Origin of the sequence: Rhizobium freirei PRF 81 (assembly GCF_000359745.1) — a bacterium.
In the GTDB taxonomy this organism is placed as follows: domain Bacteria; phylum Pseudomonadota; class Alphaproteobacteria; order Rhizobiales; family Rhizobiaceae; genus Rhizobium; species Rhizobium freirei.
Window position 1 is genome coordinate 171,539 of sequence record NZ_AQHN01000084.1, and the last position, 22,994, is coordinate 194,532.

22 protein-coding genes are annotated in these 22,994 nt (G+C 59.6%); 13 read left to right on the forward strand and 9 right to left on the reverse strand.

Annotated elements, in window-relative coordinates:
• Nucleotides 1-8: 8 nt before the first annotated feature.
• A complete protein-coding gene (locus RHSP_RS24190) occupies nucleotides 9-1,283 on the reverse strand; it encodes a polysaccharide biosynthesis/export family protein (protein ID WP_004124589.1) in 1,275 nt (424 codons plus the stop codon).
• A gap of 83 nt (nucleotides 1,284-1,366) precedes the next feature.
• Nucleotides 1,367-2,047, reverse strand: a complete 681-nt coding sequence (locus tag RHSP_RS24195; RefSeq protein ID WP_004124592.1) for a sugar transferase — start codon at nucleotides 2,045-2,047, stop codon at nucleotides 1,367-1,369.
• A gap of 732 nt (nucleotides 2,048-2,779) precedes the next feature.
• On the opposite strand from RHSP_RS24195, the gene RHSP_RS24200 reads away from it, so the two are divergent.
• Together RHSP_RS24200 and RHSP_RS24205 are read left to right on the forward strand one after the other, a co-directional pair.
• The gene (locus RHSP_RS24200) at nucleotides 2,780-3,070 is read left to right on the forward strand and encodes an exopolysaccharide production repressor protein (protein WP_004124595.1); all 291 of its coding nucleotides are present in this window, start codon (nucleotides 2,780-2,782) and stop codon (nucleotides 3,068-3,070) included.
• A 90-nt stretch (nucleotides 3,071-3,160) separates the two neighbouring features.
• Nucleotides 3,161-4,168, forward strand: coding sequence for a glycosyltransferase family 2 protein (locus tag RHSP_RS24205; RefSeq protein WP_004124599.1), 1,008 nt, complete (start codon nucleotides 3,161-3,163; stop codon nucleotides 4,166-4,168).
• Nucleotides 4,169-4,180: 12 nt separating this feature from the next.
• Here RHSP_RS24205 and RHSP_RS24210 read toward each other — a convergent pair whose 3' ends face one another.
• Entirely contained in the window at nucleotides 4,181-5,125 is a 945-nt protein-coding gene (locus RHSP_RS24210) for a polysaccharide pyruvyl transferase family protein (RefSeq protein WP_004124603.1), read from the reverse strand.
• Between the two features lie 88 nt (nucleotides 5,126-5,213).
• Entirely contained in the window at nucleotides 5,214-6,173 is a 960-nt protein-coding gene (locus RHSP_RS24215; RefSeq protein ID WP_004124606.1) for a glycosyltransferase family 2 protein, read from the reverse strand.
• Between the two features lie 159 nt (nucleotides 6,174-6,332).
• On the opposite strand from RHSP_RS24215, the gene RHSP_RS34855 reads away from it, so the two are divergent.
• From RHSP_RS34855 to RHSP_RS24255, 9 genes are all read left to right on the forward strand, one after another.
• Complete coding sequence (locus RHSP_RS34855) at nucleotides 6,333-6,626, forward strand: hypothetical protein (RefSeq protein ID WP_157385423.1); 294 nt, start codon at nucleotides 6,333-6,335, stop codon at nucleotides 6,624-6,626.
• Nucleotides 6,627-6,826: 200 nt separating this feature from the next.
• A complete protein-coding gene (locus tag RHSP_RS24220; protein ID WP_240535502.1) occupies nucleotides 6,827-7,981 on the forward strand; it encodes an acyltransferase family protein in 1,155 nt (384 codons plus the stop codon).
• A gap of 4 nt (nucleotides 7,982-7,985) precedes the next feature.
• Entirely contained in the window at nucleotides 7,986-8,792 is an 807-nt protein-coding gene (gene exoK, locus RHSP_RS24225; protein WP_004124614.1) for an endo-1,3-1,4-beta-glycanase ExoK, read from the forward strand.
• A gap of 106 nt (nucleotides 8,793-8,898) precedes the next feature.
• Nucleotides 8,899-10,107, forward strand: coding sequence for a glycosyltransferase family protein (locus RHSP_RS24230; RefSeq protein ID WP_004124616.1), 1,209 nt, complete (start codon nucleotides 8,899-8,901; stop codon nucleotides 10,105-10,107).
• Nucleotides 10,104-11,102: a glycosyltransferase family 2 protein gene (locus RHSP_RS24235; RefSeq protein ID WP_004124619.1), complete on the forward strand. Its 999-nt coding sequence runs from the start codon at nucleotides 10,104-10,106 to the stop codon at nucleotides 11,100-11,102. Before RHSP_RS24230 ends, RHSP_RS24235 begins: the two co-directional genes overlap by 4 nt.
• On the forward strand, nucleotides 11,099-12,037 hold the full coding sequence (locus RHSP_RS24240; protein ID WP_037154225.1) for a glycosyltransferase family 2 protein: 939 nt from the start codon (nucleotides 11,099-11,101) through the stop codon (nucleotides 12,035-12,037). The genes RHSP_RS24235 and RHSP_RS24240 overlap by 4 nt, the downstream gene beginning before the upstream one ends.
• Complete coding sequence (locus RHSP_RS24245; RefSeq protein ID WP_004124624.1) at nucleotides 12,034-13,059, forward strand: glycosyltransferase family 2 protein; 1,026 nt, start codon at nucleotides 12,034-12,036, stop codon at nucleotides 13,057-13,059. Before RHSP_RS24240 ends, RHSP_RS24245 begins: the two co-directional genes overlap by 4 nt.
• Before the next feature lie 4 nt (nucleotides 13,060-13,063).
• Nucleotides 13,064-13,969, forward strand: coding sequence for a UTP--glucose-1-phosphate uridylyltransferase (locus tag RHSP_RS24250; RefSeq protein ID WP_004124627.1), 906 nt, complete (start codon nucleotides 13,064-13,066; stop codon nucleotides 13,967-13,969).
• Between the two features lie 83 nt (nucleotides 13,970-14,052).
• Nucleotides 14,053-16,395, forward strand: coding sequence for a polysaccharide biosynthesis tyrosine autokinase (locus tag RHSP_RS24255; RefSeq protein ID WP_037154549.1), 2,343 nt, complete (start codon nucleotides 14,053-14,055; stop codon nucleotides 16,393-16,395).
• Nucleotides 16,396-16,494: 99 nt separating this feature from the next.
• Here the strand turns inward: RHSP_RS24255 and RHSP_RS24260 are convergent, their stop codons facing one another.
• The 5 genes from RHSP_RS24260 to RHSP_RS24280 form a co-directional block, all read right to left on the reverse strand.
• Nucleotides 16,495-17,391 (reverse strand): DMT family transporter, encoded by an 897-nt coding sequence (locus RHSP_RS24260; protein ID WP_004124633.1) that lies wholly within the window; start codon nucleotides 17,389-17,391, stop codon nucleotides 16,495-16,497.
• Nucleotides 17,392-17,519: 128 nt separating this feature from the next.
• Entirely contained in the window at nucleotides 17,520-18,080 is a 561-nt protein-coding gene (locus RHSP_RS24265; protein ID WP_004124638.1) for an NADPH-dependent FMN reductase, read from the reverse strand.
• 71 nt (nucleotides 18,081-18,151) lie between these two features.
• Nucleotides 18,152-19,384, reverse strand: a complete 1,233-nt coding sequence (locus tag RHSP_RS24270; protein ID WP_004124641.1) for an NAD(P)/FAD-dependent oxidoreductase — start codon at nucleotides 19,382-19,384, stop codon at nucleotides 18,152-18,154.
• A 10-nt stretch (nucleotides 19,385-19,394) separates the two neighbouring features.
• A complete protein-coding gene (locus RHSP_RS24275; RefSeq protein WP_037154230.1) occupies nucleotides 19,395-19,706 on the reverse strand; it encodes a MocE family 2Fe-2S type ferredoxin in 312 nt (103 codons plus the stop codon).
• Nucleotides 19,707-19,736: 30 nt separating this feature from the next.
• Nucleotides 19,737-20,825: a fatty acid desaturase family protein gene (locus tag RHSP_RS24280; protein ID WP_004124649.1), complete on the reverse strand. Its 1,089-nt coding sequence runs from the start codon at nucleotides 20,823-20,825 to the stop codon at nucleotides 19,737-19,739.
• A gap of 150 nt (nucleotides 20,826-20,975) precedes the next feature.
• On the opposite strand from RHSP_RS24280, the gene RHSP_RS24285 reads away from it, so the two are divergent.
• A complete protein-coding gene (locus tag RHSP_RS24285; protein ID WP_004124653.1) occupies nucleotides 20,976-22,004 on the forward strand; it encodes a LacI family DNA-binding transcriptional regulator in 1,029 nt (342 codons plus the stop codon).
• Nucleotides 22,005-22,162: 158 nt separating this feature from the next.
• Entirely contained in the window at nucleotides 22,163-22,975 is an 813-nt protein-coding gene (locus tag RHSP_RS24290; protein ID WP_004124662.1) for a TIM barrel protein, read from the forward strand.
• Nucleotides 22,976-22,994 lie beyond the last annotated feature (19 nt).

Genomic DNA, 22,994 nt, shown 5'->3' on the forward strand with positions numbered 1-22,994 from the left:
GACTGTCCTTATCGCATGGCAACACCGGTGCTGACCTTGATGAGGTCGCCCGGCAGTACCTGCGTGTTTTCCTGGGCCTGGATTTCCTTCATCTGGCCGTTGTCGCCGCGAATGATCGTATAGACGACATTCACGCCTTGCCCGCTGGGATCGAGGTTGCTGGCATCGGCAGATTGAGCGACGGCTTCCTGCATCAGGGACTGGCTGGTGGAAAGCTTCAGCTGCAGCGTTTCCAGCTTCGAATCCGTATCCTGCATGTCCTGTGCCAGAGAGCTCTGCCAGTCGTTATGCAGGGTAATCTCGTCCTGGTTGGCCTTGTTGATGTCCTGCTTGGCCTTCAGCGCGGTCGTCTCGGTGTCCAGAAGGGTGGCCTCCAGATCCGAAGCGCGCTGCTCGGACGAGATGCGGCGGGAGGCGAGCTCCAGCCCTCTCTCGGCAAGGCTTTCAACCTTGTCGCGGTCGGCTTTGGCGAGCTCCAGCTGGCGGCTCTGGGTTTCATTCTTCTTCCCCAGAGCCTCGACCTCGTTCTGCAGAAGCGTCTTCAGGTCGTCCAGCGACTGCATCTGGGTTTTCATGCGCTGGCTGCGCGTCTCCATCAGCGCTTTTTCGCTGGCGAGCAGGCTTGCCGCTTGCGGCAATTGCTTGAGCTCCGCCGGGGTCTCGATCTCGTCCTTGCCGGTCAACTCGGCCAGAAGGCGGGCCTTGCGCATCAGCAGGCGTCCGCGCTCGGCCATGTAGACCACGGCGTCGCCCTTGGCGGTGATGAAATCGCGCGCGAAACGCTGGCCGGCGTCGCCGCGGCGCATGCCGCCGCCAAGGCTCACGGCCTTGAGCACGGTCAGATTGGGAGCAAAGGGATATTCGCCCGGATTTTGAACCTCTCCGGAAAGGTAGATCGGCCGGAACTGCGACATTTCGACGGAAGCCGATGGCCGATCGCGCAGGCCGAACTGCTTCTGCAGCCCGAGGCCGATCGCCTGGGCAACCTCATCCGTCGTTTTGCCCATCGCGGGCATATCGCCAATGAAGGGGACGGAAATCGAGCCTGAAGGGCCGACCGTATAATCGCCCGAGATCACCGACCAATCGCGGATGGTGCCCTCGGCAGTCTGCCATTCGGCAACGCGCACATGCAGCTTATCCATGATGCCCAGATGATATCCGGGCAGATTTTCGGCGTGGGCTGCACCCGATATGGCGCAAGTGCCGAGGACAAGGAGAGCCGAATATCGGACCGACTTGTATATGCGGGCAAGCCTCTTGGAAGGCTGAAATTCAATCATGCAGGATCTTCCCTGTTAATGGATCGCAGTCCCGTCAGTACGGGAAACCGCAGGACACATCCTGCGGTCGCTGCAGGTCGTCATCAGTAGCTGCCGCGTGACAGGCAGACGGCCGGGATCGTTTTGGCGATAATCATCATGTCGCTGCTGAGCGACCAGTTCTTGACGTAATGCGTGTCGAAGGCGACGCGGCTTTCATAGGAGACATCGTTGCGGCCGCTGACCTGCCAGAGCCCGGTCAGGCCGGGACGGGACTGCAGATAGTAGATCGCCGAAGTCTCATAGCGCTCAAGCTCGTCTTCCACGACGGGACGCGGACCGACGACGCTCATTTCGCCGCGGATGATGTTGACGAGCTGCGGCAGTTCATCGAGGCTGAGCTTGCGCAGTACCGCACCGACGAGGGTCACTCGCGGGTCGTTCTGCAGCTTGCGCGTGGCACGCCACTCTTCCATAGCCCTTGGGTTGGCTTGCAAGTGCGCATGGAGAACCTTGTCTCCATCAACCACCATTGTCCTGAACTTCAGGCAGCGGAAGCTTTTGCCGTTGTGGCCGATACGGCGGTGGCCATAAAAGGCCGGTCCCCGGTCGGAAAGTTTCACCAGCAACATCAGCATCAGGAAGAGAGGGCTGATGAAAACCAGTGCAGTCATTGCGGCGGAGACGTCGAAAACGCGCTTTAGTACTCCACCTGTGGGCGGAAAGACGTCGCTTTCCGTAGCGCTGAAAAAAGCCGATGTGGCCGATCTCGTCGCAGACTTCATAGAGAAAACTCCATTCATGTTGGCGAATTGGTCGGAAATTCTCGGACGCGTAATTAGAGCTGTTATGGCTGGAGTGTAGGCGGCGATTTTGACTTTTTAAGCCAAATTTTTGTAGCGATATGGAATGGAGGTATGAAGCTACCTCATCATTGGTGAGCCGATTTAAATCAGGGATTTTCTATATATGAGCTCTACTGTATCGAGCTGCGTATAAAGTCCGCGTCGATAGCTCATTCGCGTTGCCGAAGATGCTTTTCAAGGATTTTATAGGTGCCGAAGGGCAAGCTATTCATTCTCTTTGGCTTCTCTAGCCTTCTCGTCGTTTTCGGTCCCGCGTGTGCACACCTGCTTCATTGTTTGGATATATTGCGCCGCAACAATATATTGCAATGCACATTACTGACGGCTCCCGCTCCCGCACTTTGTAATAAAAGTTGATTGAATTGCGGCGAAAGCCGCATCCTCGATGTGGCCCATCCATATCCGGGAGATTGTGTGATTTCGGGGGAGCACTCCATGGGTGAATGCGGGAAAACGAACAAATTCAATTGTAACTATAATCGACGCGTAGTTTTAACGAGCTCGGCGCTAGGATCGTATCAATTCGTAACGGATCATCGTGACTTGGTTGAATCTCAATGACTCATAAAATATATTTGACCTACAGGTCTGATAATGGAGGAAAGACCTTGATCGCATTTTTTCCAATGGCTAAGCGGGCGAGGTAACATTATGTATGCACCTCGCGTTTTCATCAGCATGTTGGGCACGCTGGTGGTTTTTGCCGTCGCGACTTACTTTCTGACGAACTCTCTGTCGACGACCCTGATCGAAACGGTCATTTGCGCCGTGCTTCTGCAGATCGGGTATTTTCTCGGTGTGCTCTATCTCGTTTGGAAAGAGCGCAAGGCCAAACTTGCGTTATCGAACGAAGACAAGACCGCCGCGCCCATTGGCGAAGACACGGGCGTCGGCGGGATGCCGGCACCCGGCCTCAAACGTTCCGAACCGTTCAACCCCTGACGGACACATCCTGCCATATCTTTTGCCTGCCGGCAGGTTGCCGGATTTGAGCCACGTCCTAAGTCTCCGGCAGAACCATTGGAGGCTGACGTGACCGACAGTGCAGAAACGAGTGTTTGCGTAATCATCGCAGCAAAGAATGCTGGCGACACCATCGGGCTTGCCATTCAATCGGCTCTTCGAGAGCCGGAAGTGGCCGAAGTCGTCGTCATCGACGACGGTTCGACCGATGGCACCGCAGCGATCGCCGCCCGGGCAGATGATGGCAGCGGCAGGCTCATAATCCGCGAATTCGAAAAGAACCGCGGCCCCGCCGCAGCGCGCAATCATGCCATAGAAATATCCGCGGCGCCGCTGATCGGTATTCTCGACGCCGATGATTTCTTCTTTCCCGGGCGCTTCAAGTTGCTGCTTGCCAATGACGATTGGGACTTCGTTGCCGACAACATCGCTTTCGTGAACGCCGATACCGTACCGGACGCTCACAGCAGGCTCGACCACTTCGATGCGAAGCCGCGATTTCTCGATCTCGTCGCCTTTGTCGAAGGCAATATTTCCAAGCGGGGCGTCCGTCGTGGCGAGATCGGCTTCCTGAAGCCGCTCATGCGCCGTTCTTTCCTGGAGGCACATGGCCTGCGCTACAACGAAACGCTACGCCTGGGCGAGGATTACGATCTCTATGCCCGTGCGCTCGCCAAGGCAGCACGCTACAAGATCATCCACAGCTGCGGCTATGGCGCGGTGGTCCGCGGCGATTCCCTCAGCGGCCGGCACAGAACCGAGGATCTGCGGCGGCTTTACGAGGCAGACCGGGCAATCCTGGCGAAAGGTGGACTGCCAGCGCCCGATGCCGCAGCGATCCGCCGCCATGAACGGCATGTTCGCGATCGCTACGAGCTACGGCATTTCCTGGATATCAAATCGCAATCGGGTCTCGCTGCGGCTGCGAGCTACGCGCTTCGCCACCCCTTTGCCATACCGGCCATAGCTGGCGGAATCTTTGCCGACAAAACCGAACGCTTCCGCAAGGTCGGCTCGCCGATCGCGCATTCGGGAGCAAACGGCCTGCGTTATCTTCTGCAGGCCGCTCCGGAATAGGGCTATCTTAATTTACAGGTAATCGCGGCGCACGCCTTCGATCACGTTCAGAAGGCGCTCCTTGCAGGCAGCAAGTGTGCCGTCCTTGCTCAATTGCGGCTTCGCCTTGCTCGCCTGCCAGAGGGCAAGCGCTGAAGGCATGGCGAGCGCCTGCTTGGCCATCACACGAAGCGTCGTCTGTTCGGGGTCGGCAAGCAGGACGGTTCCCCCGTGCCGCCGCTTTTCGAGATCGGTTGCCGCCTGCTGATTGCGCTCGAAACCGACACCCCAGAATTTGGCGCCTTTGGCGATCGCTTCCGCACGGGTGGAGACTGGAATGTGCTTCGGCGCATAAGTGACGCCGAGCGAACGCGCCCAGTCGTTCCATTTGAAGCTGTTGATCGAACGCGAGGAGCTGACCGCGATCCACGGAACGCGGAAGGCGTCGGCAAGAATAGCACCATGCATGGATTCCGCCACGATCAGCTCGGATGTCGCAATCTCGCGGATTACGGCTTTCGCCTCGCCGCGCGGGTCCAGATAGGAAAGCCCGACGGTTTTGCAGATCTCGGGCCAGATACCAGCGGCAGCGGATTCCCAATGCGGTATGAAGGTGCGCCGGCCTGATTTCGACAGGTTCTGGAATTCAGGCATCTCCGTCACGAGCACGGCCGGGTCGACAATGCCCATTTCGACCGGCAGGCCGGCTTTTTGCGCCGTCATCGGGCCACGGACGCAGCGGACGTCCCACTGAGAACTGTCGCCCATGTCGGGAAGTGAGCCGTAGCCGAAGCCGCTGCCGATGACGAGCTTGCGCCCATCGGCCGGCAGGATCTCCGTGTTGAGGACCGTGCCGACGCCGACCAGCAAGGTCTCTTCATGGGCATTGCGAAGGCCGGGAAGCAGGAAGTCCCAGAGCCAGAGATTGAGGTCGTCACCGAAATTGCCATGGGTGGATTCCCAGTGGAACGGCTTCATGCAGGACTCCTTGCTGATCCAAACGATAGCGGGGCATGCCGTAATTATCTTCGATGCGGCATGAGCAGCCTATGCTGCGCTGCAAAATCTAGGGCGCGAGTTTGCCGACGGCAAGCTGCATGGCGCTTTGTAAAATTCCAGGGTCGCGCAAGGCCCATTTCGCCAGAAGTCCGAGCTGAGGCATGCGCCGGCTTTTTACCTGCCGAGCCTGGCTCCAGAGCGCCTGGCGGCGAGCACGGTTCTTGTAGAGTCTGATGGCGGCGACATCCTGCGGCCGCCGCGAAAATCTCTGCTCCAGCGTATTGAGTGCCGTCCACGTGTTGAACTGCTGGCGCAGGAATTGCGGCGAGTCATTATCGATGCTGTGAAAGATATTCACGCCTTCGCCGCGCCGCGCACCGGCATCTTCGCACAGCAGCACACGCTTGGCTGCAAGGACGCAGTCGCAGAAGAAAAGCACGTCTTCTGCGGCCAGCCGCAACGCCGGCTCGAAGCGGATTTTTTCGAAAAGCGGGCGCCCGATCACCATGCAGGACATGTGCAGGAAGCTCCAGTCCTGCAGCATGACGCTGGCGATATTGGGGATTTCGACCACGGCAGGCCTGTCCGACAACCGTATCGTATCTGCCGATTTCCCGAGTTCCGCGATGCTGAAATGATAATAGAACTCCGTGCCGCCATCGATGGAGTCCCAATAGCAATCGGCGTTGTGGTGGGTCAGGGTGCCGAATGCATTGCTGAGGTGCTCCGGTGCCCATTCGTCATCGGAATCGAGGAACGCCACGAACCTGCTTTCGGCCGGCACGTTGTTGAGACCGGTGTTGCGTGCGCCTCCCGGTCCCGCATTGGTCTGGCGGATCACCCGGATGTGTTTTCGCTCCTTGCTGCTCAGCGATTGCAGCTCGCTTTCTGCCGGAAGGGGAGATTCATCGTCGACGATGAGAATATCGAAATCCTGAAATGTCTGCCGGGATATCGATCTCAGGGCGCGTTGCAGAACGCCGGTTTGCTTCTGATAGAAGGGAATAACAATCGTGATTGACGCCATTTTCCCGCCTTTACGGTTTCGATTCAGGGGCTTGTGGTGTCGTCTCTTGCGGACGTAACCAGCGGCTCTTCGGCTGCATCAACCGCCATTCTCCGGTTGCCTGACCGGCCGTGAATGCCGCCGTGACGCCAAGAGGTAGCGCCCATTCGATGCGGAGCAATGTCGAAGAGCGAGATTTTCTGGAACTTTATTCACGCAAGGCGGAGATCGCCGAACTACGCGTCGCTGAACCATTTTGAGATATTGCGCGCCGGGATCGAACGTTGCTGCATCTACAGGGGGAGCCATGCCAAGCCACTTTCCCACAAGGATTGCAGGTTTGTCGCATTTTGGTCACTCTTCACACGCTCAAATCTGCTGCGCTGCAAAAAATCTTCACTCTCCGGCAAAAAAATCGAAGTGGGCTGGTCGCTTCCCTCAAAAGCCGACGCCCGGATATCGAGTGGCGGCTAAATGCCTCTCACAGCTAGGTTTTTCTTCGATCTAAATCGATTGTTTCCTCCTTGAGGCGGCGCAAAACGGTGTTTCCGGCGCCTGCGTGCACACCATTTTCCGCTCATTTTTGCTGCGCCGCCATATTCCCTTTCCAGAGAGCGCCCTAGGTTATCGTCTGCGAGCCTTGCTCTGCTCTCATTGAAACGGCTGCGAGGGGGATGCGGCCCGAAGAAGGGGTGACAGACATCGTGAATGTGACTGCCAGTGTGTCTTCGCGGATAAACCTCATGCGTATCGTGCTTATCTCGGGCATCCTCTTTGTCCATATACCGTTCGATATGCAAAGCAGCCCGTTCAGTGGTGCTTACGGCCTTTTCGATTGGCTGCGAGTATTTCTGCGTGACAGTTTGTTTCGAGTTGGAGTTCCCTGCTTGAGTGCGATCTCGGGTTATCTGTTGTTTCGTAATGGATCGGCATCGATAGAATATGGAAAGACGATCCAGCGAAAGACGAAGACGGTCATGTTGCCGTTTCTTCTCTGGAATTGTACTTTCTTTCTATTCGTCCTGATCCTCCAATATTACGGAATCGGAGATGGATATATGCCGGATCTATCGGAAGCCAGCCCGCATACACTATCGACTCTCCTGTTTGCGATCGACGGTACGCCGATTAATCTGCCGCTCTATTTCCTGCGCGATCTGTTCGTCTGCATCATTATATCGCCTCTTCTGGCGTTTCTCATTCTGCGCGCACCGTTGCTGACCTTGGCATTTCTGCTTCTACTTGCAGCTTGGCCGATATCGCTCGGTATCGTGTTGCGGAATTCTATTCTGTTCAGTTTCAGCTTTGGCATCTATCTCAGCCTCTATCGTGTCGACGTCACGATCATGGATCGCTATGCCGCCTTGATCGTACCTACCTTCATCGCGCTTGCCGCTCTTCTGGCAACTGCTGCGTACATGAACGGTCCTGATTTGCCGTTGTGGCTCGAGGTCTGCCGCAATCTGATGGTGTTGGTCGGTATTCCGGGCTTCTGGGCGCTGTCGGCGATCCTGATCCGCAGTCGCGTCGGGCAGGGCCTTGCGGCAACCGGTAGTCTCAGCTTCTGGATCTTCTGCGCCCATTATCCGCTGCTTTTCTGCCTCTGGGTTCTTTGGAACCGCGGTGGCAGCGAAGTTTATCCGATCTTCTATCTTCTGGCGGTAGCACTCGCCTTGCTGCTGCTGCCCCTGACCAATGGCATGGCGCGCAATGCCCTGCCAAGCTTCTACAACCTGCTGACAGGCAGCCGGGTGCGCCCGCAAACTGGCGCCCTCGCAGTCCAGAGCCGCACCGCCGAGGATCGGCGTGTGCGTTCCAAGCAAAGGTGATGCCATGACGACATCGAAGAAAAACTACGTGCAAGGACTTGGTCTTGCTGCAATCGCTCTCGTGAGCGCTTGCTTTCTGCCGCAGGCAGCATCCGCAGAGGATGCGCAGCAGTCGGGCGCGTCCTTCGTCGACAATTTCGAGCGCATCGATACCGGCCGCTGGTACATCTCCGATGGCTGGAACAATGGGCCGCACCAGAACTGCACCTGGTCGCGAAAGCAGGTGACCATCAAGGACGGCATGCTGCAATTGCAGTTCGTCCAGTCCAAGACAGGCGAGCGCAACTATGCCTGCGGCGAGATCCAGACGACCAAGCGTTACGGTTACGGCACCTATGAGGCGCGTTATCGCACGGCCACCGGGCCTGGCCTGAACTCCGCCTTCTTCACCTATATCGGCCCGACCGACAAGAAACCGCATGACGAGATCGATTTCGAAGTGCTCGGCAAGAACGCCGGTCAGGTTCAGGTCAACCAATATATCTCCGCCAAGGGCGGTAACGAGAAGCTGGCACCGGTTTCCGGCGGCGCCGATCAGGGCTTCAACGACTACGCCTTCATCTGGGAGAAGGATCGCCTGCGCTATTACGTGAACGGCAAGCTTGTCCAGGACGTAACGGATCCCTCGAAGATACCGTCAAATGCCCAGAAGATCTTCTTCAGCCTGTGGGGCACCGACACCTTGAGTGGCTGGATGGGCAAGTTCGCCTATAGCGGTGAGCCCGCAACCATGCAGATCAAGCGGGTTGCCTTCACTGCTCCGGGCGAGAAGTGCCTATTCCCGGAATCGATCACCTGCAAGATCAACTGAACCTGACCGGTCGCGGGGCGCCGTCCGCGACCGATCGCAATGTCGCCGTGCAACACCGACCACACGAGGCGCCTGGTTTAAGCCGGGCGTGGAAGCGGAAATTTTGATGCTGCATATTCTATATTTCGTCCATGATCTCGCCGATCCTGCCGTGCGCAGGCGCGTCCTCATGCTGCAGGCCGGCGGAGCGCTGGTGACGTTGGCGGGCTTCCGCCGCGACGACAATGCGCTTGCTTCCGTCCACGGCGTCGAGCCGATCGAGCTTGGCAGGACGAAGGATGCGCAGTTTGCGCAGCGCGTCACCGCAGTCGCCAGATCGGCGGCGAAATTGCGCAGTGCGCTGAGCTCGATCGCAAGACCTGACCTCATCATCGGCCGCAATCTCGAAATGCTGGCGCTGGCCAATCGTGCCAAGTCCGTCTTCGGCGGCGACATGCCGATCGTCTATGAATGCCTCGATATCCATCGGCTGCTGCTGCGCGACGATGTAGTGGGCAGCGCGCTTCGCGGCGCGGAACGCCATTTCGGTTCCCAGGCGGCGTTGCTGATCACCAGCTCTCCCGCCTTCGTCGAGCGCTATTTCCGTCCGCGCTCCGGCCTGGATCTGCCGATCATGCTGCTCGAAAACAAGGTGCTGGCGCTTGAGCCCGCAGCGCGCGCCGTTGCACCGAGCGCAAGACCTCCGGCTGCGGACAAGCCATGGAAGATCGGCTGGTTCGGGGCGCTTCGCTGCCGCAAGTCTCTGGCATTGCTCGATGATTTCTCGCGGCTGATGGGAGGTCGCTTCGAGATCGTCCTTAGAGGCCGGCCCGCCTATTCCGAATTCGAAGATTTCGATCGCCTCGTGCGCGATGCGCCCTTCATGCATTTTGCCGGTGCCTACAAGAACCCCGAGGATCTTTCGAGGATCTACAACGACGTTCAGTTCTCCTGGGCGATCGATTTCTTCGAGGAAGGGTTGAACTCGAGCTGGCTGCTGCCGAACCGCCTCTATGAAGGCGGCCTTTATGGCGCCGTGCCGATCGCATTCCATGGCACCGAGACGGCAAGATTTCTCGCAGGCCGGAAGATCGGGCTTACGCTTGATGCTGCCGACGCCGCACATCTGGCCTCGCTTTTGGGCAAGATGGATGAGCAGCGCTATCTCGCAGCCTTCGAGGCCGTGGCATCTCAGGATCGCAAACAGTGGATGACCGATCGCGCCGATTGCCAGGGACTGGTGCAGCGGCTGGCATCCTTGACGTGCGCCAACCAGCAGCTTGCCGAAATACAGACCCTCCCACAACTGCATCGCAATAGAGGTGGATTGCAATGACGACCGGAAGTTCAGGAGATATGCGCTGCATAATCGTTATTCCTTGCCTCAACGAGGAAAAGCATATCGAGCCGCTGATCGGTAAACTCGGTCAGGCGCTGGATGATCTTGACGCCCGCATCGTCGTCGCCGATGGCGGCAGCACCGATCGCACGCGCGAGATCGTCCGTGACATCGCCGAGAGAGATCCGCGTATCCTGCTGCTCGACAATCCGAAGCGGCTGCAGAGCGCTGCGATCAATCTCGCCATGGAAGTCTTCGGCGAAGACTATGAATACTTCATCCGCATCGACGCTCATGGCGACTATCCGGCCGATTATTGCCAGACGCTGGTTGAGGAAGCTGGCGCGACCGGTGCGGATTCCGTCGTCGTTGCCATGCGCACGATGGGCTTCAGCGCCTTCCAGAAGGCAACCGCCGTGGCGCAGAATTCGAAGCTCGGCAATGGCGGCTCGAAGCATCGCGAGGGCGCCAAGGGGCATTGGGCCGAGCATGGGCACCATGCGCTGATGCGGGTCTCGGCCTTCCGCTCGGTCGGCGGCTATGACGAGACCTTCAGCCACAATGAGGATGCCGAGCTCGATTACCGGCTGCACAAGGCCGGCTATCGGATCTGGCTCACGGACAAGACGGCCATGACCTATTATCCGCGCTCCAGCATCCCGACGCTTTTCAAGCAATATCTCGGCTACGGCCGCGGCCGCGCGCGCAATATCCTCAAGCACCGCAGCATGCCGAGCCTGCGCCAGATGCTGCCGCTTGCGGTCGTGCCGATCTTCATCGGCGCCTTCCTGGCCGTCCTCAGCTGGATTGCGGTCATCCCGGTCGGTCTCTGGGCTGTGGCTTGCATCGCCTACGGCTTCTGGATCGCGCTCGGCCAGGGGAACCCCTATGGGCCGCTCGCCGCCATCTCCGCCATGGTCATGCATTTCGCCTGGTCGATGGGCTTCTGGATGGAGGTCTTCAGTTTCCGCAATCGCGGGGTTGCGTCATGACACAGGTCCATCGGCGTCCGATAAAGATCGACATCGCTGTTTGCACCTATCGGCGGGCAGAGCTCGATCAGACGTTGCTGTCGCTTGCCGTGCTCAGCATTCCCGCCGGCGCGATCATCCGGATCATCGTTGCCGACAATGATGTCACGCCAAGCGCGCGGGACCGTGTCGAAGCCATGCGTTCGGCTGTGCCGTTTGAGATCGTCTATGTCCATTGCCCGGCATCGAATATCTCCATTGCCCGCAATGCCTGTCTCGATCATGCAAGCGGTGACTTCCTCGCCTTCATCGACGACGACGAGACCGCTTCGCAGGACTGGCTCACGGAAATGCTCGTCATGGCCGATACGACCGGCGCCGACGCCGTTCTTGGTCCCGTCCAGGCGGTCTACGCCAACGTCGCTCCCGCCTGGATGCAGCGCGGCGATTTCCATTCGACCTTGCCCGTCTGGGTCGCGGGAGAAATTCTGACCGGCTACACCTGCAATGTGCTGCTGCGCCGCGGCGCGCTCTCGCTTGCCGGCCGGCGCTTCAACATCGCGCTTGGGCGCAGCGGCGGCGAGGACACCGAGTTCTTCAGCCATATGCACAAGGCCGGCGGCCGGATCGCCTATGCCGAAGACGCTCTGGTCCATGAGCCCGTTCCCAACGGACGAGCGACGGTGTCCTGGCTGTCGAAACGCCGCTATCGCATGGGGCAGACGCATGGTCGCATGCTGCTGGAGGGCAAAGGCGGTTTCGGACGTTGGCGCGCGATCGCGCTTGCCGGCACGAAATCCGCCTATTGCTTTGCTGCGGCTGCGCTGCTCTCCGCATCCCCCATCAAGCGGCATCGCTATGGCCTGCGCGGTATCATGCATGCCGGCGTCGTCAGCGGCCTCTTCGGAGTTCGCGAAATCGAACAATACGGAAGTCTGGAGAAAGCACCGCAATGACGGATTTCATCCCCGATGTCAGCTTCGTCATCGCTGCCTACAATGCCGAGGACACGCTCGAGCGTGCCATCGACAGCGCACTTGCCCAAGGTGCCGTCAGCATGGAAGTCATCGTCGTCGACGATTGCTCGACGGACGGTACGCGCGAAATTGTCGGCAATCACCCGGATCCGCGCGTTCGCCTCGTCGCTATGCCCCGCAACGGCGGTCCTGGCGCTGCCCGCAATGCCGGGCTCGATGCAGCCCGTGGCCGCTGGGTGGCCGTGCTCGATTCCGACGACGCCCTGCGCCCGGATCGCATGGTGCGGCTGATCGCCCAGGCGGAAAGGGCCGAGGCGCAGATCGCGGTCGACAATCTCGACGTCATTCGCGAGGACGTCGGAACGACGGCGACCATGTTCCCCGAGCCGATGCTGGCGCGTATGCCGCTGCTGACGCTGGCAAAATTCATCGCCTCCAACATGATTTTTCAGTCGGAGCACAATTTCGGCTACATGAAGCCGATCTTCGAGCGTGCCTTCGTCGAGAAGTACCACCTGCGCTTCGACGAGACGCTGCGGATCGGCGAAGACTATATTTTCCTGGCGTCGGCTCTGGCGAGGGGCGGCGTCTGCGTCGTCGAACCGACCGCAGGCTACCTCTACTACATTCGCGAGGGATCGATCTCGAGGGTGCTCAAGCAGGAACACGTCGAGGCGATGCTCGCAGCCGATACCAGGTTCTTTGCCGAGCATCCCTTTGGTGCCGCCGCCCTTGCGGCGCAGCGGCGGCGCACGCGCAACCTGAAGGAGGTCATTGCCTTTTTGAAGCTGGTCGACAGCATCAAGGGACGCGAATTGCAAGCCGCGTTCAAGATCGCATGCCTCAATCCCCGCGCGGTGCGTCATCTCAGCATGCCGGTTTTTGCCCGTTTTCGCCGGCTGGCCACATCGCTGCGGAGCCACCATCAGCCGGCGCCTACCCCTCAACTTTCCTCCCCCCTGCCCAATCTGGGCGCAGGCCCTCACTCTAACAAAGGATAGAGCCATGGACCCCAAAACTCGCGTGAGAAAAGCAGTCATCCCGGTTGCCGGCAACGGAACGCGCTTCCTGCCCGCCACCAAGGCGATGCCCAAGGAGATGCTGACGATCGTCGATCGTCCGGTCGTGCAATATGCTGTCGACGAAGCCATCGAGGCCGGCATCGAGCACATCGTCTTCGTCACCAGCCGCAACAAGTCGGCGATCGAAGATCATTTCGACGACACGCCGGAGCTGATTTCCTCGTTGCAGAGAGCAGGCAAGAGCCATCAGGTCAGCGAGCTGGAACGCCTCCTGCCGCGGCCGGGCTCGGTGAGCTTCACCCGCCAGCAGGCTCCGCTCGGCCTCGGTCACGCCGTCTGGTGCGCTCGCGACCTGATCGGCAACGAACCCTTCGCGCTGCTGCTGCCCGACATGCTGTGCTACGGCATGCGCGGCTGCATGGCCGGCCTGATGGATCTCTACAATGAGACCGGCGGCAACATCGTCGCCGTCGAGGAGTGCGCTCCGGAAGAGACGTCGAAATACGGCATCATCGGCAAGGGCTCGGCGGTCCGTCACGGCTTTGCCGTGACCAAGATGGTCGAAAAACCGCATCCGTCGGAAGCGCCTTCAAACTTTTACCTCAATGGTCGTTATATCCTGCAGCCCGAGATTTTCGACATTCTGGCCCGTCAGGAGCGCGGTGCCGGCAATGAGATCCAGCTGACCGACGGCATGCTGCGTCTCTCCGAGACACAATCCTTCCATGCCCAGGTTTACGGCGGACGCACGTTCGACTGTGGGTCCAAGCATGGCTTCATCGAAGCAAACGTCGCCTTTGCGCTCGCTCGCGCCGACATCGGCGGCTTGGTCTATGACTCGATCCGCAACCTGGTCGTCTCGCATGAAGCGCAGATGACCGCCGCTTAAGCCTGTTCACATCTGGCCTGCGGCCGGAAGGGCCGCAGGCCATGGCTATTGTTCATTCAGGCTTCTCCGACAAGGTGGTCGCCATGCATCAGAAGAATTTCACTTTCCACAGCGCTGTTCCCCAAGGAGGGTCGCAGGATAGCTTCATCGACCTCGACAAGCTGATGGCGGTCGTGACGCGTCGCTTCCGTACCATCCTCCTTGCTGCGGCCGCCTGCGTCATTCTGGCCGTGGCCTATTTGCTGACTGCCACCTCGAGCTACACGTCGATGACGCAGATATTGCTCGACGAAAGCATGACGAAATATGCTGAGGATCAGCCGCCGGCCGCCAGCGGCCAGCAGGCGGACATGGAAATCGCCAGCGCCGTCGAAATCCTCAAATCGAACGAGATGGCTTTGCGCGTCGTCGATACCGGTGGTCTTGCTGACAACAACAGGCTGCTCAATCCGCCGCTATCGCCGGCAGCCTTGATGAAATCCGGTGTCGATCTCATCGTCAGCATCTTTACGCCGCGTCGTCCACCGATGACGCCGGAAGAGCAGCGAGAAGCCCAGCGTCAGAAGGTTGCTGCCGTTCTGCAGGACAATCTCAAGGTCGAGCGGGTTACGCGAAGCTCGGTTGTCGCGGTTTCCTACAGCTCGACCGACAAGCAGTTGGCCGCCAAGGTCACGCGCGCCTATGCCGATGCCTATCTCACCGATCAGTTGAACGCCAATTTCGACGCGACCGAACGTGCCTCCGTCTGGCTGCAGGAACGCCTGAACGATCTGCGTCAGCGCGCGCAGGAGGCTTCGCTCGAAGTCGAGAAATACAAGGCCGACAATGGTTTGACCTCGACCGGCGGCGAGCTGATGTCGGAACAGCAGATTTCCGATTTAAACAAGCAGCTGATCATCGCTCAGGCCGATACGGCCAGCGCTTCCGCTCGCTATAATCAGTACAAGTCGATCATCGACCAGGGTCCCGACAACGCCGTCAAGAACGCGACCATCTCATCAAGCTCGACCGACAACTCGGTGCTGCAGGATCTGAAGACCCGCTATCTCGCCGTCCAAAAGCGCGAGCAGGACGTCACGCAGAATTTCGGCGCCAACCATCCGCAAGCCGTGGCGCTCCGCGCCGAGCGGCAGGATATTACCCGTCAGATCTATCAGGAACTCCAGCAGCTTACTGCCAGCTACAAGAATGAGTATGACGTGGCGCAATCGCGTGCGTCGTCGCTGCGTGAAAGCATCGAAAACGTTGTCGGCAAGAATTCCGAAGCCAACAAGTCGCTGGTTCATCTGAACGAGCTGAACCAGAAGGCGACGGCGCTGAAGAGCCTTTACGAATCCTATCTGGGCCGTTTCGAACAGGCGACGCAGCAGCGTTCCTTCCCGATCGCCAAGGCGCGTGTCATTTCGGTTGCCGGTGTGCCGACGGCACCCTCCAGCCCGAAGAAGACGCTTGTCATGGCACTCGCGGTCATCCTCGGCCTGATGGCCGGCTGCGGATTGGCTGCCCTTCAGGAGTTCCGCGATCGCTTCTTCCGTGTCGAAGCGGACGTGCGCTCGGCTCTCGGGTTGAAGTTCCTCGGCTATCTGCCGCTGCTCGGCCAGCAGAGCAGGAGCAGGAGGCAGCTGCGCAAACCCAACGCCGGACCCGAGCCGGCAACGGCGGAAGAGCCGGAAAACGGCGTCGCCTTTGAGCGTATGATGCGCATCTCGGTCGAAGCGCCGCGCTCGATCTTTGCCGAGACCTTGAGGAACGCCAAGCTCGCCAGCGACGTCATGCTGCAAGGCCGTGCCGATCGCGTGATCGGCGTCGTCTCGGCACTGCCCGGCGAGGGCAAGTCGACGACGGCCGCCAATTTCGCCGCCCTGCTCGCCAGCAGCGGCAAGCGTACGCTGCTCATCGACGCCGACTTGCGCAATCCGGGTCTCAGCCGGACATTGAAGTCGCAGCCGCAGGCCGGCTTGATCGAGGCCGTGCTCGGCGAGGTTCCGTGGACCAATGCCGTGAAGGTCGATCCGCGCACCAAGCTTGCCATTCTACCCGTTGTCGTACGCGATCATCTGCTGCACACCAGCGAGCTTCTGTCCTCGCAGGGCATGCATCATCTGATGGAAAATGCGCGCAAGTTGTTCGACTACATCGTCGTCGATCTCGCGCCTCTCGGCCCGGTCATCGATGCAAAGGCCTTTGCGCCGCAGGTCGACGCCTTCCTGCTGGTTGCCGAATGGGGCGCGACGCCGACCAATCTGGTCCGTGACATCCTCGAGCAGGAGCCGCAGATCAATTCGCGCATCCTCGGCGTCATCCTCAACAAGACCGATATGTCGGAATTGCCGCGCTACAGCGATTTCGGCGGAACGGAGCGCTACCGGCAGAAATATGTGAGCTACTACACCGAGGTGCAGCCGCGCGCCCAGGTGGATGCTTAGAGCAATTCCCGCAAAAATGCGAAGCCGGTATTGCGTCCGGAATTGTGTGAAAACAAAGAGATAGAGTATTTCCGTGACTCCGTTTAAAACGGAAATGCTCTAATCTGCCGATGCCTTGCCGGCCTTGGGCCGGGTCCTCGCCAGGGCATGTTCGCGCCAGATCGTGAATATGCCCGCCGCAACGACGATGAGCGCGCCCAAAATCATGGGCGCGCTCAGCTTTTCGCCGAATATGCTGACACCGATGATGGCGGAGAGCACAAGCTGCAGATAGGTCAGCGGCTGGATCACCACCGCGTCGAGCAGGTCGTAGGCGCGTATGAGGAAATAGTGGCTCGACACGCCCGTCAGGCAGAGAATGCCCATGAAGATCCAGTCATGCGGCGCAAGCGTCGTCCAGAAGAATGGGCCGATGCAGCTCATGGCGACCGCGCCGACAACCCCTGTGTAGAAAAAACTGGTCATCGCACTGTCCTCCCGGCTGACATAGCGGGTAAGGACGACGTAGAACGAGAATAGCAGCGCGCCGGAAAGCGGCACCAGGAAACGCACGTCGAAGACGCCGCTCTCCGGCTTCAGGATCAGGAGGACGCCGACGAAGCCGAAGCAGATCGCCAGCCATCGCCGCCAGCCCACTTTTTCCCCGAGGATCGGTATGGACAGCATGGCCACCATCAGCGGGCCGGATGAAAAGATCGCCTGCGAATGGGCCAGTCCGACGATGACGAAGGACGAGATGGCAACGACGATCTGTGCGGCAAGCAGCAGGCCGCGGGCAATCTGCAGGGCAGGGTGCTTGGTCCTGACATTGCGTCGCAGGCCGCCCGGTGCACGCGAGGCCATCGCAATGGCAAAAAGCATGAATGCCCAATAGCGGATCATCGCCACCAGAAGCGGCGGATAGGCGCTGACGAGATGCTTGGATATGCCGTCCTGTATGGCGAATATGCTGATGGCCAACAGCGTGAAGACGTAACCGGTACTATTGGATTTCATTGTTTTCGACGGAAGAAGATGTGCGGGGCAAGAAGCGCCGGAACCCGGCGCCACAGTCAGATTAGGTTGTTCATCGGCTTGGTCATAGGCTTCATATCTGCCTTGCGGATTAGCCGAACAGCGGCGCGTCAGCCTTTTTTACGAGCCTCAACGAAAGCACTGAAACCTTCGATGAAAGCCGCGAGATTGTGTTTCACCTTCTCGTCGACGATCGCGCCGTCGGCATCGAAGACGCTGCCGGCCCGCGACACCATCAGCCGGCCGCCGAACCATGCTTCGGCGCCGAGCGTGCGCAACACCGTCAGCCAGGCGTTCTGGCTGAGAATGGTGCCGAAATTGCCGGGCGAGGCGCCAAGAATGGCGATCGGCTTGCCGCCGAAGACTTGAGCGATGTCGGTCGAGGGGCGGCTCATCCAGTCGATGGCGTTCTTGAACACGCCGGGAAGCGAATTGTTGTATTCCGGCGTGAACAGGATCAAGCCATCGGCTGCGATAGCCAGATCTTTGAGCTCGCGGACTTTTTCCGGAATGCCGTCCGCTGCTTCGAGATCGGCGTCATAGAGCGGTACGCCATGGATGGTGCGGGCGATCAGTTCGACGCCGCTTGGTGCCAGTTCGACCGCGGCGTTAAGCAAGGCTGTATTGAAGGAGCCTTTGCGCAGGCTGCCAGAAATGCCGAGTATCTTCATCGTTTCCCCCGTTTGCCGTTACAGGAAGACATTTATGCTTCGGCGTCCTGCGTCAAGGTCTAAGGGCGATCTTATGCGGCAAGCAGCGACTTCAGTTTGACAGTGCTTGCCGCTAGAGCATTGTGATCCGGATGGGCACGGGCGGCAATCAGCATTTCGGCGAGACGGATATCGCGCGCGACGGCATTGCCGCGGCCTATGCCGCTGGCGGCGAGCAATCGCCCTTGCCCATCCAGATGAAACAGGATGAACGCACCATCATCGAGGTCTCGCCTTACATGAACGGTCGCCTCATCCGCCAGACCGGCGATCTGCAGCGTCAGATCATATTGATCGGACCAGAACCATGGCACGGCGGATATTTCCGCACCTTCTCCCAGCATGTTGGCAGCGGCCAGATTTGCCTGCTCCTGCGCATTGCGCCAGGATTCGAGCCGAACGCGCCGACCGCCATAAAGTGCCAGTGGGAAGGAGCAGCAATCCCCCGCTGCATAGATCTCGGCAACCGAGGTCTCCAGCCGCTCGTTGACGGCGATGCCATTCTCGATCGCAAGCCCCGCTTGCGCGGCGAGCGCGACATTCGGCAAGGCGCCGATGCCGACGAGCAGCAGGTCGGCGGAAATTGCTTCGCTTTCGCTATCCGCCAGGCGAACGATCACCTTGTCGGCCTCTTCCTGCAAGGCTTCGATGACTTGGCCACAACGGATATCGGCGCCTTCCTGGCGATGGCGTTCCGTGATCGCTTCGGCGATTTCCTCCGGCACGCCGCGCTTTAACACCCGAGGCAGGCCTTCGATGACGGTGACGTCGGCACCGCGCATGCGTGCCGTTGCCGCCAGTTCAAGGCCGATGAAGCCGCCGCCGATAATGGCAATGTGCCGCCCGGGTTGAAGGGCGGCATGCAAAGCCACAGCATCCGCATGGGTCCGCAGCATGCGGATGCGGCAGGAGGTGCCATCGGCGCCGGGAAAGTTGCGCGCCGAGGCCCCGGTCGTGAGCAGAAGTTTGTCGTAACCGAGTGTTTGTCCGTCGGCGAGACTGATCGTCTTCGTAGCGGGATTGATCGCCGTCACCGTCGCGTCGAGTCTCAGGTGGATCGATTGCTCCTGATACCGTTCTAATGCGGCGACGAACTTGGGTTCCGGCGCGTCACCTGAGCTGCCTTTCGAAAGCGGCGGACGTTCGTATGGGGCGAGCGGCTCGGCGCCGATCAGGGTGATGTCGCCCTCAAATCCCTTTTCCCGAAGCGCGAAGGCGGCGCGCGCACCGCATTCTCCTGCTCCGACGATGACGAAATGAGCCATGATTGCCTCCTCACAGCCCGATGAAGACGGTGCCGTTCTCGACCTTGACCGGATAGGTCGGCAGGTTGACGCAGACCGGCGCACCCTTGGCTTCGCCCGTGCGATAGTCGAAACGGCCGTTATGCTTCGGACATTCGATGATGTTGTCCATGACCAGGCCGTCGGCGAGGTGGATCTTCTCGTGCGTGCATAGGCCGTCGGTGGCGAAATAGTCGTCCTCCGGGCTGCGATAGACGGCGAAGGTTCGTCCGTCATGGTCGAAGCGGATGACATCCTCTTCGTCGATCGCCTCGGCAGCACAGACTTCGATCCAGTTGCTCATGTTTTCCTCCCTTTGCATGTCCGGTTTAGTTTACTGGGCGGCCGTGGCCGGAAGTTCGCCGTGGAACTCCTCGCGATAGGGCCGTGCCGTCGGCGGCAGCTCCCGCTTCAGGAAATAGTCCTCGTTGCGCAATTGCCGCAGGAATGCCGGTATCATCTCGCGATAGCCGGACCACATGGATGGGTTCGGCGCCGGCAGATCGTGCTTGATCATCGCATGCAGCTTCGGCAGCGCGTGATAGGGCACCATTGGGAACATGTGATGTTCGACGTGATAGTTCATGTTCCAGTAGATGAAGCGGCTGATTGGATTCATCATCACGGTACGGCTGTTGAGCCTGTGGTCGATGACGTTGTCGGCAAGGCCGCCATGCTGCAGGAGGCCGGTCAGGACGTGATGCCAGGCACCATAGAGCCGGGGAAGCCCGATCAGCATCAGCGGCAGGATCGAGCCCATGGCGATCGCCGTTGCGATAGTTGCGACATAGATGGCGAGCCAGATGCGGGCGATACGAATGGCTTTCGGCTGCTCCATCTCCGGGATGAAGGTCTTTTCCGCGGCGCTGACGACGCCGCATGCATTGCGCAGCATGTCGACGACGGCGTGCCAGACGTCGAGGATCCCGAAGAAATTCAGAACGAGACGGAAGAGGTCCGGCGGCCGCATGACGGCAATTTCCGGGTCACGGCCGACAATGACGGTGTCGGTGTGGTGGCGTGCATGGCTCCAGCGCCAGGTCACGGGGTTGCGCATGATCATGAAGCAGGCGACCTGATAGACCGCGTCGTTCATCCAGCGCGTCTTGAAGGCTGTGCCGTGGCCGCATTCATGCCAGCGGCTGTCGGAAGCCGAGCCGTAAAGCACGCCATAAGCCAGGAAGAACGGGATGCAGATCCACGATCCCCAGAAATAGACACCCAGAGCGGCGAAGACCGCCATGCTGCCGAGCCAGATGACGGTATCGCGGATCGCTGGCGCATCCGATCGCTGCATCAGCGCCTTCATGTCCTTGCGCGGCACATCCGTATGATACCATTCGGCGGCCGCAAGCCCGGCTTCCACCGCCAGCCTGCCGCTTGCGCCAAGCAGATCGTAGTCACGCTTGATTATCGTCGTCATCCCTGCCTCCCGCGATGCTCAACAGCGCCTCGCCCTCGATGCCGGAAACGATAGATCGACTTTTTGCTTGCCTCAATGCGGGAATGATGGAATCTATCAAAACATATCAAATTTTGATGTCATCGATGATGGCATATCTCAGGAGCAATCATGCGTCGCCCCACCATATCCGATCTTGCCAAGGCTTCCGGCGTCAGCGTCGCCACGATCGATCGCGTCCTGAACGGACGTCATCGCGTCAGAGAGGAGACGGCAAGGAGGGTTTACGAGGCGGCCCAGGAAATCGGCTACCATGCTGTCGGCCTGCTGCGTCAGCGCGTCTTCGAGGACCTGCCGCAGTATCGATTGGGTTTCGTGCTGCAGAAGCCGGTTCAGGCCTTCTACCAGGCTTTCGCCAAGGAGATTGCCATGGCTGCACAGGCGGTCACAACAGCTCGGATCAATGCCCATGTGGACTTCGTGCCGGCCTCGACGCCAACGGCTATCGTCGAGAGACTGAAGGCGATGGCGGCCCGCAGCCAGGCGATCGCGCTCGTTGCGCCGGACTATCCGGCCGTCACGGCCGCGATCGAGGAATTGAAGGAAAAGGGTATTCCTGTCTTTTCCCTGCTGTCGGACTTCTCTACCGGCGCCCGTCGGGGCTATATCGGTGTTGATAACCGCAAGGTCGGGCGCACGGCGGCCTGGCTCATCGCGCGCTCGGCGCGGGGTCCCGGCAAGGTCGCCTGCTTTGTCGCCAGCCATCGCTTCCTTGGACATGAGCTGCGCGAAATCGGCTTTCGTTCCTATTTCCGCGAAAACGCGCCGGAATTCGAGGTCTTGGATACGCTCATCAATCTGGACACGCCGGAGATCACGCATGAGGCAACGCTCGATCTCCTGAAAAAGCATCCTGATTTGATCGGCTTCTATGTCTGCGGCGGCGGCATGGAGGGAGCTATTTCAGCCATTCGCGAGGAGCGGCTGGCCGGCAAGCTGATCGCTGTCGTCAATGAGCTGACGCCGGAATCGCGGGCTGCTCTCGCCGACGATGTCGTCGCCATGGCGATCGGCACGCCGTTGCCGGCGCTCTGCAAGGAACTGATGAGCCTCATGATTGCGGCGATCGAGAATGGCGAGGCGGCCGTACCCGGCCAGAGCTTCCTGCCGTTCGAAATATTCGTCTCCGAGAACATCTAGCACGAATGATGTAATTCCATCATTATCGGAATAAATCTATCAGGAATGATAGCGAAAGCCGATGGAACAAGGCAATGAATCTCGCTAGTCCTTCGCACAGCGGCGCGGCAAATCGAGATGTCTTTTGCGGCCGGACGCCCTGAGGAGGAGTGCCCATTATGAGTTCCATTCGTTTCGCGCTCAATCATATGTGCGCCCCATCCATGAGCCTGGAATCGTTTTTCGCCGCTGCAAAGGAGCTCGGCATCGATAGCGTCGAGATCCGAAACGATCTTGCCGGCAACGCAATACTGGACGGCACGCCGGCAAACGGCGTCAAGGAATTGGCCGAGCGTCAAGGGCTCACGATCATCTCCATCAATGCCCTTCAGCGCTTCAATGAATGGAATGACGAGCGCGCCCTGGAGGCAGCGGAGCTGATCGATTATGCGCGCGATTGCGGCGCCAAGGCGCTGGTCCTCGTGCCGGTCAATGACGGCAGCGGCCGCGAGCCGGAAGCACGCCGGGCCAATCTTCGCAAGGCGCTTTCGGCTTTGACGCCGATGTTGGAAGCTGCCGGCATCGTCGGGCTGGTCGAGCCGCTTGGCTTCGAAATCTGCTCGCTGCGCCTGAAGAGCGAAGCGGCCGGCGCCATCGAAGAACTCGGCGCGAAATCCACCTTCCGCCTGGTTCACGACACCTTCCATCACCACCTCGCCGGCGAGGCTGCGACTTTTCCGGAGCTGACTGGCCTGGTGCATATTTCCGGCGTCAGCGATCCCGACGTCTCGGTTGCCGACATGCGCGATCCGCATCGCGTTCTGGTCGATGCCAGCGACCGTCTCGACAATGTCGGGCAGCTGCGGGCTCTGCTATCGGCAGGCTACGTGGGACCGGCTTCGTTCGAACCCTTCGCCCCGGCGGTACATGCTTTGAAGGAGCCGGTCGCGGCCATCAAGGAGAGCATGACCTATATGACGGGCAAGCTCTGACGGCTGCCGTTGTCCGCGG

Excerpts from the sequence above, each read along its gene's own strand:
- RHSP_RS24215 (WP_004124606.1), bottom strand. The coding sequence starts at position 6,173 with ATGGCGTCAATCACGATTGTTATTCCCTTCTATCAGAAGCAAACCGGC.
- RHSP_RS24195 (WP_004124592.1), bottom strand. The coding sequence starts at position 2,047 with ATGAAGTCTGCGACGAGATCGGCCACATCGGCTTTTTTCAGCGCTACG.
- RHSP_RS24275 (WP_037154230.1), bottom strand. The coding sequence starts at position 19,706 with ATGAGCAACTGGATCGAAGTCTGTGCTGCCGAGGCGATCGACGAAGAG.
- RHSP_RS24245 (WP_004124624.1), top strand. The coding sequence starts at position 12,034 with ATGACGGATTTCATCCCCGATGTCAGCTTCGTCATCGCTGCCTACAAT.
- RHSP_RS24280 (WP_004124649.1), bottom strand. The coding sequence starts at position 20,825 with ATGACGACGATAATCAAGCGTGACTACGATCTGCTTGGCGCAAGCGGC.
- RHSP_RS24210 (WP_004124603.1), bottom strand. The coding sequence starts at position 5,125 with ATGAAGCCGTTCCACTGGGAATCCACCCATGGCAATTTCGGTGACGAC.
- RHSP_RS24200 (WP_004124595.1), top strand. The coding sequence starts at position 2,780 with ATGTATGCACCTCGCGTTTTCATCAGCATGTTGGGCACGCTGGTGGTT.
- RHSP_RS24290 (WP_004124662.1), top strand. The coding sequence starts at position 22,163 with ATGAGTTCCATTCGTTTCGCGCTCAATCATATGTGCGCCCCATCCATG.
- RHSP_RS24240 (WP_037154225.1), top strand. The coding sequence starts at position 11,099 with ATGACACAGGTCCATCGGCGTCCGATAAAGATCGACATCGCTGTTTGC.
- RHSP_RS24285 (WP_004124653.1), top strand. The coding sequence starts at position 20,976 with ATGCGTCGCCCCACCATATCCGATCTTGCCAAGGCTTCCGGCGTCAGC.
- RHSP_RS24235 (WP_004124619.1), top strand. The coding sequence starts at position 10,104 with ATGACGACCGGAAGTTCAGGAGATATGCGCTGCATAATCGTTATTCCT.
- RHSP_RS24255 (WP_037154549.1), top strand. The coding sequence starts at position 14,053 with ATGCATCAGAAGAATTTCACTTTCCACAGCGCTGTTCCCCAAGGAGGG.
- RHSP_RS24190 (WP_004124589.1), bottom strand. The coding sequence starts at position 1,283 with ATGATTGAATTTCAGCCTTCCAAGAGGCTTGCCCGCATATACAAGTCG.
- RHSP_RS24230 (WP_004124616.1), top strand. The coding sequence starts at position 8,899 with ATGCTGCATATTCTATATTTCGTCCATGATCTCGCCGATCCTGCCGTG.
- RHSP_RS24270 (WP_004124641.1), bottom strand. The coding sequence starts at position 19,384 with ATGGCTCATTTCGTCATCGTCGGAGCAGGAGAATGCGGTGCGCGCGCC.
- RHSP_RS24220 (WP_240535502.1), top strand. The coding sequence starts at position 6,827 with ATGCGGCCCGAAGAAGGGGTGACAGACATCGTGAATGTGACTGCCAGT.
- RHSP_RS24265 (WP_004124638.1), bottom strand. The coding sequence starts at position 18,080 with ATGAAGATACTCGGCATTTCTGGCAGCCTGCGCAAAGGCTCCTTCAAT.
- RHSP_RS24260 (WP_004124633.1), bottom strand. The coding sequence starts at position 17,391 with ATGAAATCCAATAGTACCGGTTACGTCTTCACGCTGTTGGCCATCAGC.
- RHSP_RS24250 (WP_004124627.1), top strand. The coding sequence starts at position 13,064 with ATGGACCCCAAAACTCGCGTGAGAAAAGCAGTCATCCCGGTTGCCGGC.
- exoK (WP_004124614.1), top strand. The coding sequence starts at position 7,986 with ATGACGACATCGAAGAAAAACTACGTGCAAGGACTTGGTCTTGCTGCA.
- RHSP_RS34855 (WP_157385423.1), top strand. The coding sequence starts at position 6,333 with ATGTCGAAGAGCGAGATTTTCTGGAACTTTATTCACGCAAGGCGGAGA.